This window comes from Acinetobacter genomosp. 15BJ (genome assembly GCF_000400715.1).
Lineage (GTDB): Bacteria > Pseudomonadota > Gammaproteobacteria > Pseudomonadales > Moraxellaceae > Acinetobacter.
The window spans coordinates 13,200-27,204 of the sequence record NZ_KE007347.1; the positions used below are offsets into that span (position 1 = coordinate 13,200).

19 protein-coding genes and 1 pseudogene are annotated in these 14,005 nt (G+C 40.8%); all 20 read left to right on the forward strand.

What is annotated here, in order from left to right:
- Positions 1–10: 10 nt before the first annotated feature.
- The 20 genes and pseudogenes from F896_RS0119665 to F896_RS13820 all read left to right on the forward strand — a co-directional run bounded on the left by F896_RS0119665 (position 11) and on the right by F896_RS13820 (position 14,001).
- On the forward strand, positions 11–286 hold the full coding sequence (locus F896_RS0119665) for a hypothetical protein (RefSeq protein WP_016162977.1): 276 nt from the start codon (positions 11–13) through the stop codon (positions 284–286).
- Positions 287–378: 92 nt separating this feature from the next.
- Positions 379–879, forward strand: coding sequence for a phage regulatory CII family protein (locus tag F896_RS13905; protein WP_016162978.1), 501 nt, complete (start codon positions 379–381; stop codon positions 877–879).
- 48 nt (positions 880–927) lie between these two features.
- Positions 928–1,119: a hypothetical protein gene (locus F896_RS13900; RefSeq protein ID WP_016162979.1), complete on the forward strand. Its 192-nt coding sequence runs from the start codon at positions 928–930 to the stop codon at positions 1,117–1,119.
- Positions 1,116–1,412 (forward strand): hypothetical protein, encoded by a 297-nt coding sequence (locus F896_RS13895; RefSeq protein ID WP_016162980.1) that lies wholly within the window; start codon positions 1,116–1,118, stop codon positions 1,410–1,412. Before F896_RS13900 ends, F896_RS13895 begins: the two co-directional genes overlap by 4 nt.
- A complete protein-coding gene (locus F896_RS13890) occupies positions 1,409–2,263 on the forward strand; it encodes a phosphoadenosine phosphosulfate reductase domain-containing protein (RefSeq protein ID WP_016162981.1) in 855 nt (284 codons plus the stop codon). The genes F896_RS13895 and F896_RS13890 overlap by 4 nt, the downstream gene beginning before the upstream one ends.
- Complete coding sequence (locus tag F896_RS13885) at positions 2,260–3,366, forward strand: replication protein (protein WP_016162982.1); 1,107 nt, start codon at positions 2,260–2,262, stop codon at positions 3,364–3,366. The genes F896_RS13890 and F896_RS13885 overlap by 4 nt, the downstream gene beginning before the upstream one ends.
- Entirely contained in the window at positions 3,363–3,890 is a 528-nt protein-coding gene (locus F896_RS13880) for a hypothetical protein (RefSeq protein WP_016162983.1), read from the forward strand. Before F896_RS13885 ends, F896_RS13880 begins: the two co-directional genes overlap by 4 nt.
- Positions 3,887–4,240: pseudogene (locus tag F896_RS21125) on the forward strand (HNH endonuclease); the annotation flags it as partial. The gene F896_RS13880 and the pseudogene F896_RS21125, both read left to right, overlap by 4 nt.
- Positions 4,241–4,485: 245 nt before the next feature.
- Positions 4,486–4,707: a hypothetical protein gene (locus tag F896_RS13875; RefSeq protein ID WP_016162985.1), complete on the forward strand. Its 222-nt coding sequence runs from the start codon at positions 4,486–4,488 to the stop codon at positions 4,705–4,707.
- A complete protein-coding gene (locus F896_RS13870; protein WP_016162986.1) occupies positions 4,704–5,132 on the forward strand; it encodes a hypothetical protein in 429 nt (142 codons plus the stop codon). The genes F896_RS13875 and F896_RS13870 overlap by 4 nt, the downstream gene beginning before the upstream one ends.
- 169 nt (positions 5,133–5,301) lie before the next feature.
- The gene (locus F896_RS13865) at positions 5,302–6,057 is read left to right on the forward strand and encodes a hypothetical protein (protein ID WP_016162988.1); all 756 of its coding nucleotides are present in this window, start codon (positions 5,302–5,304) and stop codon (positions 6,055–6,057) included.
- Positions 6,058–6,551: 494 nt separating this feature from the next.
- The gene (locus F896_RS13860) at positions 6,552–7,013 is read left to right on the forward strand and encodes a hypothetical protein (protein WP_016162989.1); all 462 of its coding nucleotides are present in this window, start codon (positions 6,552–6,554) and stop codon (positions 7,011–7,013) included.
- Positions 6,982–7,623, forward strand: coding sequence for a putative metallopeptidase (locus tag F896_RS13855; RefSeq protein WP_016162990.1), 642 nt, complete (start codon positions 6,982–6,984; stop codon positions 7,621–7,623). The genes F896_RS13860 and F896_RS13855 overlap by 32 nt, the downstream gene beginning before the upstream one ends.
- 59 nt (positions 7,624–7,682) lie before the next feature.
- Positions 7,683–8,135 carry a DUF2280 domain-containing protein gene (locus F896_RS13850; RefSeq protein ID WP_016162991.1) on the forward strand — a complete coding sequence of 151 codons (453 nt, stop codon included), beginning with the start codon at positions 7,683–7,685 and terminating at the stop codon, positions 8,133–8,135.
- Positions 8,098–9,462 carry a PBSX family phage terminase large subunit gene (locus F896_RS13845; protein ID WP_016162992.1) on the forward strand — a complete coding sequence of 455 codons (1,365 nt, stop codon included), beginning with the start codon at positions 8,098–8,100 and terminating at the stop codon, positions 9,460–9,462. The genes F896_RS13850 and F896_RS13845 overlap by 38 nt, the downstream gene beginning before the upstream one ends.
- Before the next feature lie 8 nt (positions 9,463–9,470).
- Positions 9,471–10,796, forward strand: a complete 1,326-nt coding sequence (locus F896_RS13840; protein WP_016162993.1) for a DUF1073 domain-containing protein — start codon at positions 9,471–9,473, stop codon at positions 10,794–10,796.
- The gene (locus F896_RS13835) at positions 10,750–11,562 is read left to right on the forward strand and encodes a phage head morphogenesis protein (protein ID WP_016162994.1); all 813 of its coding nucleotides are present in this window, start codon (positions 10,750–10,752) and stop codon (positions 11,560–11,562) included. Before F896_RS13840 ends, F896_RS13835 begins: the two co-directional genes overlap by 47 nt.
- 39 nt (positions 11,563–11,601) lie before the next feature.
- Positions 11,602–12,159, forward strand: coding sequence for a hypothetical protein (locus F896_RS13830; protein WP_016162995.1), 558 nt, complete (start codon positions 11,602–11,604; stop codon positions 12,157–12,159).
- 155 nt (positions 12,160–12,314) lie between these two features.
- The gene (locus tag F896_RS13825) at positions 12,315–13,514 is read left to right on the forward strand and encodes a DUF2213 domain-containing protein (RefSeq protein ID WP_016162997.1); all 1,200 of its coding nucleotides are present in this window, start codon (positions 12,315–12,317) and stop codon (positions 13,512–13,514) included.
- Positions 13,515–13,530: 16 nt separating this feature from the next.
- Entirely contained in the window at positions 13,531–14,001 is a 471-nt protein-coding gene (locus F896_RS13820; protein WP_016162998.1) for a structural cement protein Gp24, read from the forward strand.
- Positions 14,002–14,005 lie beyond the last annotated feature (4 nt).

The following is a 14,005-nucleotide window of genomic DNA, read 5'->3' on the forward strand; positions in this document are numbered from 1 at the left end:
GATTTAAATCATGAGTCGAATCCAAGTAGAAAATACAGATCTCTCTGAGGTCGATAATCCCATTAAATATGCCTTTGATATGGTTGGTGGCCGTACCAAAGCAGCCTCTCTTTTAAATCGTTCATACATGGCAATGAGCAAAATGGAAAAGAGAAAAGTACTACCTAGAACGGAATATACAGGCGAAACCAATTACGCAGAAACCTTAGCAAAACATAGCCAAGGAGCTTTTACAGCTTCTTGGTTAAAAGACAAAGCAAAGCCTGAACAAAGCATCAGTAAGTAGGTAGAAATGCACACTTACACATATTGCAATCAGCTGCAAATGTAGAAGGAATTTAACTTTTAGTAAACGTGAATAAAAACAAGGATTCACATATGAGTGAAATAACTTTAAGTCGCGAAGCCAAAATTGCAATCAACGCAATGATTAACCAATCCGGCGAAATTGAACCTAAGGAAATTGCCCAAGTGTTGGGTGTATCACATAAAACTGTCCTGAATTATGCCAATCCTAATATGGACCAGCATATGCCTAGCTTAAAAGCTATTGAGGCAATCATGACGTACACAAGAAATACCGCTTTGATAAAAGCCTGGGCTCATAAATTTGGTTTGCTTTGCGTGCCGGCTAATACAACCAATGAGAATGAGCATCAAATGTCAGTGCTTGAGTCATTACTCAGTATGAATATTGGAAATGGCCAGATAAACCAATCAGTCCACAACATTATGGCTGACGGGGTTGTCACCCCTGATGAATTGAATGATGCAGATTTAATTTTGGAAGAAATAGAAAGAAATATTCAGGCAATCAGGCAAGCCCTAAAAAAAGAATGCGGCAAATATTTATCGGCCATACAAACAAAAAAAGCCTGATCTGGTCCATCAAGCTTTTTGTGTTCATTAATCGAAGGAATCAAGAACATGACAAATATATCAAAACACCCATGCGCTAACAAGTGCACCAGTTTTAAAGATGAGCAGTGCAGTACCTGTCTAGTGATGGGTGATGATGAATTTATTGAAAATCGTATCTCTCCAAAATGCAAATCAATTTCCAATGATGTGCAGATCCATTTGAGTAAAGCACTTGCAGCGCAAAAGGAGGTCTCATGAATTCCTCTAAACTTCCAGAGCATAAACAAACTCAGATAATCCAATCTTGGCATGAGCCAGCATTAAGAACTCTAAACAGTTATTTGGATGTTCGGAAGGCGAATTTACGCAAGATTAATCGAGATGAGGCTAATGCTGCAGTAACACGTGATGAGCTAATCGAAGCATTAAGTAAAGATCATCGAATTTCATATCAAGATGCTGGGATGATTATTTCTAGTCTGCATCGATGTGAAAAAATCATCATGTTCGGCCGGTTCATTCAAGTGACAGACCAGGGCGGTGAAGCATGATACATGAATCAGCGCAATCTGAAATTCAGCAAGGCGCTTTGTTTGTGATTAATCATAGCGGAGGCAAAGACAGCCAAGCCATGATGATAAAACTACTTGAGTTTGTACCTAAGGATCAAATCCTTGTTGTGCATGCCAGTTTGGGCTTTATGGAGTGGCCAGGTGCAATGGAACTGGCCCGCGATCAAGCTGCTGCAGCTGGTGTTGATTTTATTGTGGCCAAAGCTAAAAAGTCTTTCCTTGATATGGTCCTAAAGCGGTTCCAGGAACGCCCTGAGGTTCCATCTTTTCCTGCGCCTAAATATCGTCAGTGCACCAGTGACTTGAAACGAGATCCGATTAAACGAGAAGTTCGCCGTTACGCCAAAGCTCATGGTTTTAATCGAATTGTTAATTGTATGGGGTTGCGTGCAGAGGAATCTGACAACCGAGCAAAGCAAGAAGTTTACAAACCTACCGGCGAAAATGGGAAAGCTGGACGTGCATGGTTTAACTATTTGCCGATCCATGACTTTAGCATGAGTATGGTTTTTAGGACTATTCAAGATGATGGCCAACAACCGCATTGGGCGTATCAGAATAACGATCGGCTGAGTTGCATTACCTGCATTATGGCCAGTGCTGCAGATCTTATCCATGGTGCAAGCCAAAACCCACAAGTCTACGCATTGATGTGTCTAATTGAACAGGTCACAGGATATGCATTACACGCAAGTATGCGAACCCTGCCAGATCTAACCGGTATTCAGCCCGATTATTCACTTTTAACTGAATACCAGGATCTAGTTTCAAAATTTTCCAATACGCGCTCTTACAGAAAACGTATTCCAGTGCTGGAGGTTGCAGCATGAGCAAATACACACCGAATTCATTCCAGGTAACCAATGCGTTTGTTGATGAGGCAATGAATAAGATATCAGATCCCGCGGTTAAGATTTATCTAATCATTAACCGTAAGACACGCGGCTGGAATAAGGAGGAGGATGCACTATCTATATCTCAATTAGAGAAGCTATCAGGGAAAAGTCGCCCTACAGTTGTTAAATGTACCACTGAGTTGGTTAAGGTTGGCCTAGTAAAGTTACATAAGAAATCTGAGCATGGAAATGTATTTTCATTAACCGATAATTATAACGTTGGGACCTTGATTAATTTCCCCGGTAAAAGCGGCGTATTGGTTCAGGCATTCAGCTTATTTAATGGTCAGCTAGTTAAAACGTTTAACTACCAGAAGCTTGTTCCAAAAAAATCCAACAGAGGCAGAAAAAGCAAAAAACCTCGCTTAAATTTTCCGCATAAATCAAACTTGCTAGTTAAAGCGTTTAACTACCTTGAATCACCTAGCCAGTTAAACCGTTTAACCCCTGCTAGTAAAAGCGTTTTACCTTTACTAGTTAAAGCGTTTAACACACAAAACACACTATCAAAACACACTAATCAAAATAAAAAAAATAAGTGGTTTATTTTTGAAAATTTGAAAAGTGAAATTCTTTCGATCGACAACTCAATCGATACCAACGAGATTTTTAATGCGGATTGGTTTAACCGTGAATACAACAACTTCGTTGGCTTCAATGAAAACCGCAATCACTCAGATAAGGCGATGGTTACTTTCTTCGCGGAGTGGATGCTAAAAGCACGTGCCAAATACGCGAAGATGAAAACACCGGCACAACGTTTTTCTGAAAACAAAAATTCCAATGGCCAGCAATCACTTTCTGAAAACACAGTACCTGAGGTAATTAATTTTGCCTCTGACAAGCAGCTGTACACATTCGCAAGACAATTGGTTTTTCATCCCGAGTTCAAAAATTCATTTTGTGGTCGTGGCGAAGATTGGCAGGATGCGGCAAAACGCATGGCCACACTGCTATCAGATCCAGTCAAACAAAAACCATATATCCCATATTTATTCGAGTTGGGCTTTAAACCGACCAAAGGAGCTGCAGCATGATTAATTTAAATACGCCTGCAGGTATTCAAAACCTGAAAGCGATCGTTCAAGAGTTTGATGCTTGTTTGTATGTCGAGCGCGATTACTTCTTTGATAAACACTACACGCTGGTCCAATGCGAGGCAGACATTGAAAAAATACGTGCTGCAGTGAAAGCGGCTGAATTGCGCAAAGGGGTCCAGATCAAAGTTGATTTCTCACACGTACCAGACAAAGGGATGCGCCGTATTAGATTCAAGGGCCATGGTGTTGTCGATCGTTGTGAAGATGGCCGTGTATTTGGTCGATTGGATGATGGCAGACCATTTTGCTGTTTCGTTTCTGATGTCGATCTCTTAGATCCAGACGCAGTAGCCAACAAACCAAAGGGCTATGCAGAAATGATGATTTTGCGCAGTGCATATGTGCAGGGCAATAGATCACCTGAGGCAAAACAAGCAAATAGCCAATACATGCTGATCCGCAGGAAAGGGCTTTTAAGCCAGGTTAAAAAAATGGCTGAATATTTGGGAGATGGACCATGAAATTATCAAAATCTCAAAGAGAAAATTTAAAGCAAAAGTTTGGTGGTTATTGTGCCTATTGTGGTGATGAATTGGGCGGAAAATGGCATCCAGATCATTTAATTGCAGTAGTCAGAGATTTAACTACAGGAAAGCCTACTAAGCCTGAAAATGATGTTTATGAAAATCTAATGCCTGCATGCACGCCGTGCAACCACAACAAGCGATCAATGTCGCTTGAATCATGGCGAGATCTATTAACTCATTATCGTGATGTACAGGTAATTCGAGATTGCTCTCAAATTCGCCACTTACTCCGTTTTGGTTTAGTCCAATTTATTCAAAAGCCAGTTGTCTTTCATTTCGAGAAATGGATGGAGCAGCCAAAGAGTAAGTATAACTGGTCAATAATTCCTGAGCACGTTCAATTCATGGCAACTGATGAAGATGGCATGGCATGTGGTTGGTTAGTGAAGCCACAAATCATGGGCGATGCTTGGAGACACCAGTCTCATCTTTCAGCCTTTTTCAATATCGATCGCAGAAGCAATTATTTAAATCATTATCGTGGAGACTGGAAAGATTCTCTTGAGCAACGTCCAGAGGAGAAAAGCCAGTGAACACAATACAAACCCAAGAAAAATGCCAACACGGTTATGACGTTGCATGCCTGTTTTGCGGTTTTGGCACCATAAATGGTCAGCGCGTTTATCACTCATGGGCCAAAGAACGCCCGATTTCTCGTAGACGTAAACGCAAATTAAGCAAGCAAGGTAAAACCGTTTACTGGTCCAAGCATTTAGAACAATACGTTTATGTGATGGGAGATAAAGCATGATTCGAGTCGGTATCGATTGCGGCGTTAAGACAGGTTTTGCTGTGGCCACCAAAGGTGTTTTGAATCGAGTTGAGACATTGACGATTACAAAGGCGATGGAAGCGGTCAAAGAGCTTCATGGTCAAGATCCTGATTTAGTTGTTCGTATTGAGGATGCACGTTTGCGCACTTGGTTCGGATCTGCAGATGCGCGACAAGCTAAGTCGGGGGCTGGTGTACGTGAGGGCGTAGGATCTGTTAATCGTGACTGCAGTATTTGGGAGCAATTCTGTAAAGAGCAGGGTATTAAATTTGATTTGGTACATCCAGCAGCAAACATGACAAAAACCAAAGATGCATATTTTAAAAAAATAACTGGCTGGGTAGGCATAACAAGCGAGCACAGCCGCGATGCAGCAATGTTAATTTTCGGACGGTTGAAATGAGACAGAAAAATAATGATTGGTTGTTAATTATTGCATTCATCATATTCGCCATCGTTGTTGTGGCGGTAAATACATGGAACACGGTTCAAGTTTGTAAAGGTCAAGAGGTGTATTGGGTTAATGGAACTCAATTCACATGTAAGTTTTTTAAGCAGTAGGAGCGCAATGTATGTTAGTTGAAAAGTTTGATTTTTTGGAGTTGTTGCGTCTTGCTATTGCTCAAAGTGAGGGTAAAGGAAAAATTACTAAAAGCGTTGTACTTGGTGAAATGACCTTGTTATCACCAGGTGCAAAGTTGTGGGCAGAACTTCTCCTTGAGCGCGTTGATTTTGAGAGGATTGCTATCATCACACCCGCAGAGGAACAGACCGAGTTATTTATCAGTAAATATGACTTTAACTATCAAGTTGAACGCCGTATAGAAGATAAGCCAGGGAAAGTGGAGTTTAAGACTGGTGAAATCAAATCAGCTTTGTTTTTTAAAGTCCGCAACAAGATGGCCAGAATCATTCACCAGGAAATGATCAAAAAAAACTTTAAGCCCAATAATCCACAAGGATCTTTAGAGAACGTGGCCAAAGCTATGTCAGAGGTTGTTTTGCGCGGCCATTTATTTGTAAAAGCAATGTGCCCGCCGTGCCAGGGCTTAGGTAAATTAGAAATTTTTGATAGCAAAAATAATCCAGCCAGTACCAAGTTTTGCCAAAAATGTGAGGGCACAGGAAAGCGACCTTATACACTTAAAGAAAAAATAGACATTGCTCATCTAACAATTACCAAGACTGCGTACATCAAGAGTTATCAAAAATATGAGCAACTTGGGGAGTCTATAGTTGCAGAGTGGGAGAATCAGATCCGGGACAAATTGGCTAAGTCATTTCATTTTGAGTTTAACGATTCAAATCAAGTTGCATCATTTGCTTGACAGCAAGGTATACAGTTCAGTATAAGTATTTCTAAAATGGGCGTTTTATTAATTAGATGCCCTCAAAGGTTTCCAAAGCTCGCATATGCGGGCTTTTTTTATGTCTGGTATAACCTAGCGAACTCCGTAGAAGGGTTTATTTTCTACGGGGCCTTATGCACCTTGGGCAAGAGCATATTGAATAAATTGCCCACCCTTTCAACCCTCACTCGCAGTAGCGCAATGCGAGTCAACTAGCCGAGCGTATTTCGGCACATGAAAGCCCCGCTAACATACTAGTTACTGCGGGGCTTTTTATTTTTCCTGTTTGGAGAAACCATGGATCGAAATATTGATAAAGAGATTCGGGAAACCGAGCAAGAATTAAAGCATGTAGGTAGTTGTACAACCAAGGGCCTAACAGCCGAACAGATCGCTCAACTAGATGAGCGATTTTTTTTGGCCATTAAAAAATTATCCTGGCTTAAAGGTCGCCGTGATGTGAGGGTATTTGAATGGAAGCCAATCAATATTTTCAACTTACAAGGAAACGAGAGCATAAAACAAAGCCACGTTTCAAGCCATTGCCGAAAGCGAATGAAAAATACTTAGAAGCTTTTGAGGATATGGAGCGAGCCTTACAGATTTTGGAAATTAAATATGAAACATTGTTCCAGTTTAAATCAACCAAACATTGGCGCTTTGATTTCCATTTAATTGAGTTTCGAATCCTAGTTGAAATAGCGGGTGGACCTTGGTCTGCAGGTCGGAAAAGAAAACAGTTTTCACATGATGCTGATCGTGAATACACCGCATATGAAATGGGATTTACTATCGTACGGTTAGAGTCAGCCGCAAGATTTAAAATTAATGAAGCGGGGCCATTACAGATACAAGCTAGCTTTGCACAGCAATGGCTTAAAAATTTAAAGAGGCATACATTTAATGAGCCAAATAAGACCATTTCCACCGACTGACTTGATCGATCAAGCTGATAGTGAGGAAGCAATACGCCTTGCACCTGCACCAGATCTTATGCAGTGGGTAATTGATAATTTTCTTACTATAGGTGGACCATTGCACAATCCTGATCATGATCATATCGCTGAGTTATTACATGATTGTGAGGGATTTTTAGCATTTGCATGGGCATCACAGGCATGTACTGTAAAAAAACAAATGGTGTCTGGCCAATGTGAGAAAGTCATGTTTAACGTTGGTGGATGGCGAAAAGCACGACAAGAGCAACAGATGCGAGACTGGTTCGGTTATGTACCATCTTATTTGATCACTATCGATGCCAGTTTTTGCGAGCAATCCAGCGATAGAGATTTTTGTGCTTTGATTGAACATGAGCTATATCACATCGGCGTGGAACGTGATGAGGATGGCGAGCCTCTCTACAGTGACATGACAGGGTTACCAAAGCATTATTTGGCTGGCCACGATGTTGAGGAGTTTGTCGGTGTGGTCAAACGATGGGGAGCAAGCGAGAATGTTAAGCGACTAGTAGAAGTCGCAAAGCAAGCGCCGTTTGTATCAGATGTAAATATTTCCAAGTGCTGTGGGACTTGTCTTATTAATTGAGCCATTAGGTTCATTTTTTTTGCCTATTTTGTTGTACCTAGTTGTACGAGGTTGAGCACATGGCAGCATTAAAAGAGCCAGTAAAAATATTTATTGTTCAAGCTCTTGCGTGCCGTGATACACCTCAGCAAGTAGTTGATCACGTCAAACAAGAATTTGATATCGAAATTAGTCGTAGCCAATGCCAGGCATATGATCCAACAAAATATTCTGGAAAGAATTTAAGTGAAAAGTATGTTCAACTTTTTAATGAAACACGTAAAAAGTTTGACGATGGGCTTATAGATATACCAATTGCAAGTAAGCATTACCGCATGAGGCAATATGACAAGTTGCTAAATAAGGTAAAAAATATCCCGATGGCATTAAAGATCATGGAGCAAGCTGCAAAGGATAGCGGAGGCCAATTCACGAACAAAATTGAAAATTCAATTAAAAATGAAATTTCATATCCATCAGGTTTAGGACATTTCTATGGAAGAAAATCTACCGACTCTGAATCCAGTTCTTGAGGATTTCTGGTTGGAGCCAGCGCGTAATAAAGTCTTATACGGCGGGCGGTTTTCATCAAAGTCATGGGATGCTGCTGGATTCTCAATATTTCTTGCAGATAATTATAAATTGCGCGTCCTATGTGCTCGTCAATTTCAGAACAAAATAGAGGAGTCTGTTTATTCACTTCTTAAGGTTCAGATTGAGCGATTTGGTCTTAAAGATCGATTCAGAATATTGAATAACAAAATTGAGAATATTCACACTGGCGCTGAGTTTTTGTTTTACGGTCTATGGCGCAACATTGATGAGATTAAATCATTAGAGGGTGTTGATATATGTTGGCTGGAAGAGGCGCACAATATATCAAAGGAGCAGTGGGAAATTTTAGAGCCGACTATCCGTAAGGAGCATTCACAGTTTTGGATTGTATTTAATCCAAAGTTGACCACTGATTTTGTATATCGCCGTTTCGTGACCAATCCGCCGCCTAATACAGTGGTCCGTAAAATTAACTATCCAGATAATCCGTTCCTTTCTCAAACAGCTCTTGCTATTGCTGCTGCAGCAAAAGAGGAGGATGAGGATAACTACAACCATATCTATTTAGGTTATGCAAAAGAGGATGATGATTCAGTCATTATCAAACGTAGTTGGATCTTGGCTAGTATTGATGCTCATCTAGAATTAGGTTTTGAAGGCCTAGGTACCAAGAGAGTAGGTTTTGACGTTGCTGATGATGGCGATGATAAATGTGCTAATGCATTAAGTCATGGATCTATCTTGCATGATGTAGATGAATGGAAAGGGCTTGAAGATGAGCTCTTAACAAGTTGCACCCGTACTTATACGTTAGCAGAAAAGCATCAAGCTAGAATAATTTATGACTCAATTGGTGTGGGGGCCACATCAGGATCTAAGTTTAAAGAATTAAACGCTCAAAGGAATTTACACATTAAATATCTAAAGTTTAATGCGGCTGATGCAGTACACAATCCGGAAGGCGTTTATGACGGGACTCAGGTTAAAAATAAAGACATGTTCTACAACCTGAAAGCACAGTCCTGGTGGTTATTGGCAGATCGGTTTAGAAATACCTATAACGCCATTAAGAAAGGTCATAAGTATCCTATTGATAAATTAATCAGTATCTCAAGCGAATGCTCACACCTTGAGCAATTAATGGATGAGCTATCAGCGCCAAGGCGACAATTTGCAGATGATGGACGTGTAAAGGTAGAGAGTAAAAAGGATTTAAAGAAACGCGGTGTAGAAAGTCCTAACGTTGCAGATGCAGTTGTAATGACTTTTGCGCCTACCGCTCATGCGTCCACAGTATTTGATTAGGAAAATATATGTCTGAGACTAAAAAGCCCGATGCTATTGGCGATGCTGGGGCATATACGAATTTTGTTTCCAATATTGGTACAGAGCGTGATAAGGCATCACATGGACATTTCGTAAACAAAGTTATTCCAGATGATCAACTTGAAGCGGTTTATCAACATTGGTTAGCCAAGCGGATTGTAAACCGTCCTGCTAGTGACATGTTGAGAGCAGGTTGGTTTTATGAAGGGATTCAGGATAAAGACTTGGCAAAGCTTGAGGAGGCCTGTAAGCGTTTTAATTTTGACAATGTCCTGTTGTCTAGTTTGGTGTTATCTCGCTTGTACGGCGTTGCATATATCCTGTTAGGTACCGTCGATGGAGGCAACCTAGATCAGCCTTTTGATTTAAACAAATTGGGAATAGGCCGTTTAGAGTTCTTTACTGTACTTAAGAAAAAGTATCTTAAAGCCGATACCACTAAATATTTACCTCCAAGCAAATGTGGTGGCCAGCTAAAACAACCTGAGTTTTATAAACTTAAACTCGATGGAGCAGTTGAGCAGAGGATTCACTACACGCGTTTGATTAAGCTTTGCCATGCTGATGTGGTTAATGAAGAGCCGCAAAGTATTTTGCAAGAAGTCTACGAAGATTTGCTTGATCATGCTGCAGTTAAAAAGGGTTCAGCCAGTCTGGTCCATGAATCAAAAATCGATGTGATCAGTACACCAGGATTAGTGGACAAAATCAGGGACGATATGAAGGCAGTAGCTGAACGATTCTTGAGTGTAGGCCTGTTAAAGAGCCTTAACGGTATGATCGTTTTAGATAAGGAAGAAGAATACGACTCTAAGACCTATAACTTTGCGGGTCTGCCAGACATGATGCGTGAGTTCTCTATTCAAGCGTCTGGTGCAGCTGATATCCCTTATACGATTTTGTTTGGCCAATCACCTGCTGGCATGAATGCCACTGGTGAACATGACACCCGCAACTATTACGACAGCATAGCCACAAAGCAAACATGGATGCTTAAGCCCTTCATGTTGCAGCTTTTAGATGTGATCTGCCAGACCACTTTTGGACGATTGATACCAGAGCTTGGGGTTGTTTTTAACCCATTATGGCAACTAGACGCTAAAGTCCGATCCGAAGTGGAAAAGGCCAATGCTGAGCGGGATGCTAAATATCTCGATATGGGTGTTATTACTGAGCCACAGATTGCACGTCAGCTTTTAATTGACGAGGTTTACTCTGTGATTGATGAAGCCCATATCAAGCAACTTGAATTAATGGTGACGCCAGATGACGACAATAATCAAGATTCTGAAACCCCACCTGCAGGAAAGTAAGAAACGTAAAAAGGGGCGTAAGGCAACAAAATTAAGACCAGTAAAAGTAAATCGCCGTATTGAGTTTTACTATATACGGCAATTACTGGCCATTTCTAAATATTGTCAAGATCAGACTAAGGAATTAGTTATCCCAACAGTTGGCCAGAATATCGGTGATGCTTGGTTTTCTGACATGATTGCTGCGTTTAAAGGAAAGCTTACTAAGTATGTAATCGAAATTGCTAGGCCAATTGCTCAGAAAGTTGTTGGTGACACAAGCAAAGAAGTGGATAAGCAAATTGCTGAACATACCAAGTCTATTATTGGGGTGGACCTAACGCCGTTTTATCGTGCTGCTGATATTCAGGATGTGGTTGATACCAATATTGAGGCCAATGTCGCTTTAATCAAATCGATACCACAGCAATACTCGGATAAAGTTGAGGCACTGGTCCATAATGCATTGCAGACAGGCCAGACAAATGAAGAGTTAGCAAAGGAAATTGCCAAGCTCGGTCAAACGACTGATTCCCGTGCACGTTTAATTGCAGCAGATCAGATGGGTAAGATTAATGGCCAGATCAACAAGGCTCGTCAGTTATCCATGGGGGTTGAAACTTACACCTGGCAAACTGCTAAGGATGAACGAGTGCGTTTAGACCATCAGCATAAGCAGGGCAAGACATTTAGATGGGATAATCCTCCAACTGGTGGCCATCCTGGAGAACCTATTCGGTGCCGTTGTACGGCGTTGCCAAATTATGAGGATATTCTGATCGAATAGTTTATACTTTTTGGATTACGTTAATTATTTGGTAAGAACGTGACTGATAATGGTGTGTTTGAAAAAGAAGAGTTAAAGGCTGAAACAGAGAGATATAAAGTTTTATTTGATTTTTATAAAAGTGAATATGATGCCTTAAGGAATGAATATTACAAGGTCGAGGATAAAGCTGCTAAATATTTGACATCACTATCAGTTTTATCGGGAATATTATTAGTGTTGTTCAAAGAAGTCATTAACAATTTTCAGCTTAACGTTTTGTCTTCAATTCAAGTTTCTATTTTATGTTTATTGGTTTTAAGCATTTCAGCTTCATGGCGATTTATATTTATGGTTTTAAAACCTGTAAGCGTTAAAAGCTTTCCATATTCACAAAAAGGTATTGATTATTTCGATTCTGTTAAGCTAAGTACCTTCTATTATTCAATGTCCATTGAATACGTCAATTTGATAGATAGCTATAAGGGTGCAATAGAGAAAAAGACAGAATTTTTGAAGAGAGCTTTTTCTGAAATCAAATGTTCAGGTTTATTGCTTTTGATATTTCTTAGTTCATTTTTTATTGGTAATGTATTATTTTCTACAGTCAAATTTTAAGGAAATATAGATGAGTGAGAACAAACCACCTGAATATGTACCACCTCCGAATTCAGAGCTTGTTGTTAAATCTAATGACAAACCAATTAAGACAAAGTAATTAATTATGAAGTAGATAACCCACCTTTTGGTGGGTTTTTTTATGGGCGCAATTTATGAAAATAATTTATCAACTCAAAGTTGGTGACTTTGCGCCAAGCGAATCATCACGTTCATTTACCAAAGAAGGGTATTTGAAATGTGTGACTGTACGCTTGGCAAAAGCACCTCAGGTACGCCAGTACCAGGCATATGAATTTTCCAATCTGGAAGGGTTCACCCCTGATCAGACGATTAATGTCTACACGCCTGCAGACGAACTATTTAAACCTGAAGCGGTCCAAAGCTTTAATGGTGTTGATGCTACTGACTACCACCCACCCAAGAATGAGATTAACGCATCCAACTGGAAGGATTACCACATTGGCTACTGTGAGAACGTGCGCCAAGAGGGTGATTACCTGGTTGGGGATTTACTCATTAAAGACAAGATCAGCATCGATCTTATTCAAAGTAATGAGCGTATCGAGATGTCACTTGGGTACGCAGCCATTCTTGTTATTGAGCAAGGAACGGCGCCTGATGGAACACCATATCAGGCCAAATTTATTAACTTTTTAGGCAATCATGTAGCACTAGTTAAATACGGTCGCTGCGGTGGTGATTGCCGTATCGGTGACCAAAATCACAATCATCCAAACGAGGATAAAACAATGGAAGTATCGGTAAACGGCATGCGTTTTGACATTGGCGATAATAAAGCCCTGGCAGATGCATTAAAGATTCAAGAAGAGCAGCTGAAGAATATGAAAGCTGCAAAATTGAAAGTAGGTGATCAACAATTTTCGATTGGGGATGAATTAACGGCCGTTCAAGCGGTTGTAGATAAACTCCATACCGATAAAGCCACGCTTGAGCAAAAAGTTGGGGATTTAGAAAAAAACCAGATTACACCTGAGAAGTTGGAACAGGCTGCAACTGAACGCGCCGCCGTAGTTGCCGATGCCAAAGCGTTGGTTCCATCAATCAAAACTGATGGTTGCAGTTGTGAGCAGATCAAGCGCGATGTGATTGCAGCTAAAGCTGGTGATGCTTTGGTGGGTGCATTATTAGGATCTGTTTCAGTGGGTGATGCCAAGCCTGAACAGATTGATACTGCTTTCCGTGCGCTGTCTGCAGTAAAAGGTACGGTACCAACCAATCCCGTGGGTGATGCCCTCAACCATCAACAACATATTAATGCTGGTGACGGTAAACCATCAGGTAATAACGATCAACCTGGCTACAGTAAAGCTGACGCTTACAAGAAAATCTAAAAGGGGATATTTAATCATGGTTCAACAATTAAATGCAGTTGTAGGGCAGCGAGGACGCTTAACGGCGTATGAGTCTGTCTTATCTCTACCGTTATCAGGTTTGACTTTAGTCAATGACGGCGTTGTTGTCGTTCGTACAACAGATGGAAAATCTGTTAAAGCTGTTTCAGCTGCAACGCCAACACGTTTCGGCGTAGTAGTTCGTCATGGTGTTGGCAAGACTGGCAAAGATACAGCAGGCAAAGAAGCTTACAAAGCCGGCGACATGCTACCAGTCATGTTTTCTGGTGCAATTTGGGTAAAGCCAACAGCACCTGTCACCGACATAACAGCAGCTGTATATGTAAAGACAGCGAATGGTACTGAAAGTGCGCCGTTGGGATCATTATCAAGTGTGGCCACTGATGGTACCGCATTACCTGGTGCAGTTTGGGAAACTCTAACAGGGGCAGATGGTTTAGCCCTTATCAATCTTCGTGGAGCATAATAAA

Bases quoted from the DNA above. Each gene is read 5' to 3' on its own strand.
- F896_RS13885 (WP_016162982.1), top strand. From the start codon at position 2,260: ATGAGCAAATACACACCGAATTCATTCCAGGTAACCAATGCGTTTGTT.
- F896_RS13835 (WP_016162994.1), top strand. From the start codon at position 10,750: ATGACGACAATAATCAAGATTCTGAAACCCCACCTGCAGGAAAGTAAG.
- F896_RS13825 (WP_016162997.1), top strand. From the start codon at position 12,315: ATGAAAATAATTTATCAACTCAAAGTTGGTGACTTTGCGCCAAGCGAA.
- F896_RS0119665 (WP_016162977.1), top strand. From the start codon at position 11: ATGAGTCGAATCCAAGTAGAAAATACAGATCTCTCTGAGGTCGATAAT.
- F896_RS13855 (WP_016162990.1), top strand. From the start codon at position 6,982: ATGAGCCAAATAAGACCATTTCCACCGACTGACTTGATCGATCAAGCT.
- F896_RS13905 (WP_016162978.1), top strand. From the start codon at position 379: ATGAGTGAAATAACTTTAAGTCGCGAAGCCAAAATTGCAATCAACGCA.
- F896_RS13865 (WP_016162988.1), top strand. From the start codon at position 5,302: ATGTTAGTTGAAAAGTTTGATTTTTTGGAGTTGTTGCGTCTTGCTATT.
- F896_RS13880 (WP_016162983.1), top strand. From the start codon at position 3,363: ATGATTAATTTAAATACGCCTGCAGGTATTCAAAACCTGAAAGCGATC.
- F896_RS13820 (WP_016162998.1), top strand. From the start codon at position 13,531: ATGGTTCAACAATTAAATGCAGTTGTAGGGCAGCGAGGACGCTTAACG.
- F896_RS13860 (WP_016162989.1), top strand. From the start codon at position 6,552: ATGGAAGCCAATCAATATTTTCAACTTACAAGGAAACGAGAGCATAAA.
- F896_RS13900 (WP_016162979.1), top strand. From the start codon at position 928: ATGACAAATATATCAAAACACCCATGCGCTAACAAGTGCACCAGTTTT.
- F896_RS13895 (WP_016162980.1), top strand. From the start codon at position 1,116: ATGAATTCCTCTAAACTTCCAGAGCATAAACAAACTCAGATAATCCAA.
- F896_RS13845 (WP_016162992.1), top strand. From the start codon at position 8,098: ATGGAAGAAAATCTACCGACTCTGAATCCAGTTCTTGAGGATTTCTGG.
- F896_RS13850 (WP_016162991.1), top strand. From the start codon at position 7,683: ATGGCAGCATTAAAAGAGCCAGTAAAAATATTTATTGTTCAAGCTCTT.
- F896_RS13870 (WP_016162986.1), top strand. From the start codon at position 4,704: ATGATTCGAGTCGGTATCGATTGCGGCGTTAAGACAGGTTTTGCTGTG.
- F896_RS13840 (WP_016162993.1), top strand. From the start codon at position 9,471: ATGTCTGAGACTAAAAAGCCCGATGCTATTGGCGATGCTGGGGCATAT.
- F896_RS13890 (WP_016162981.1), top strand. From the start codon at position 1,409: ATGATACATGAATCAGCGCAATCTGAAATTCAGCAAGGCGCTTTGTTT.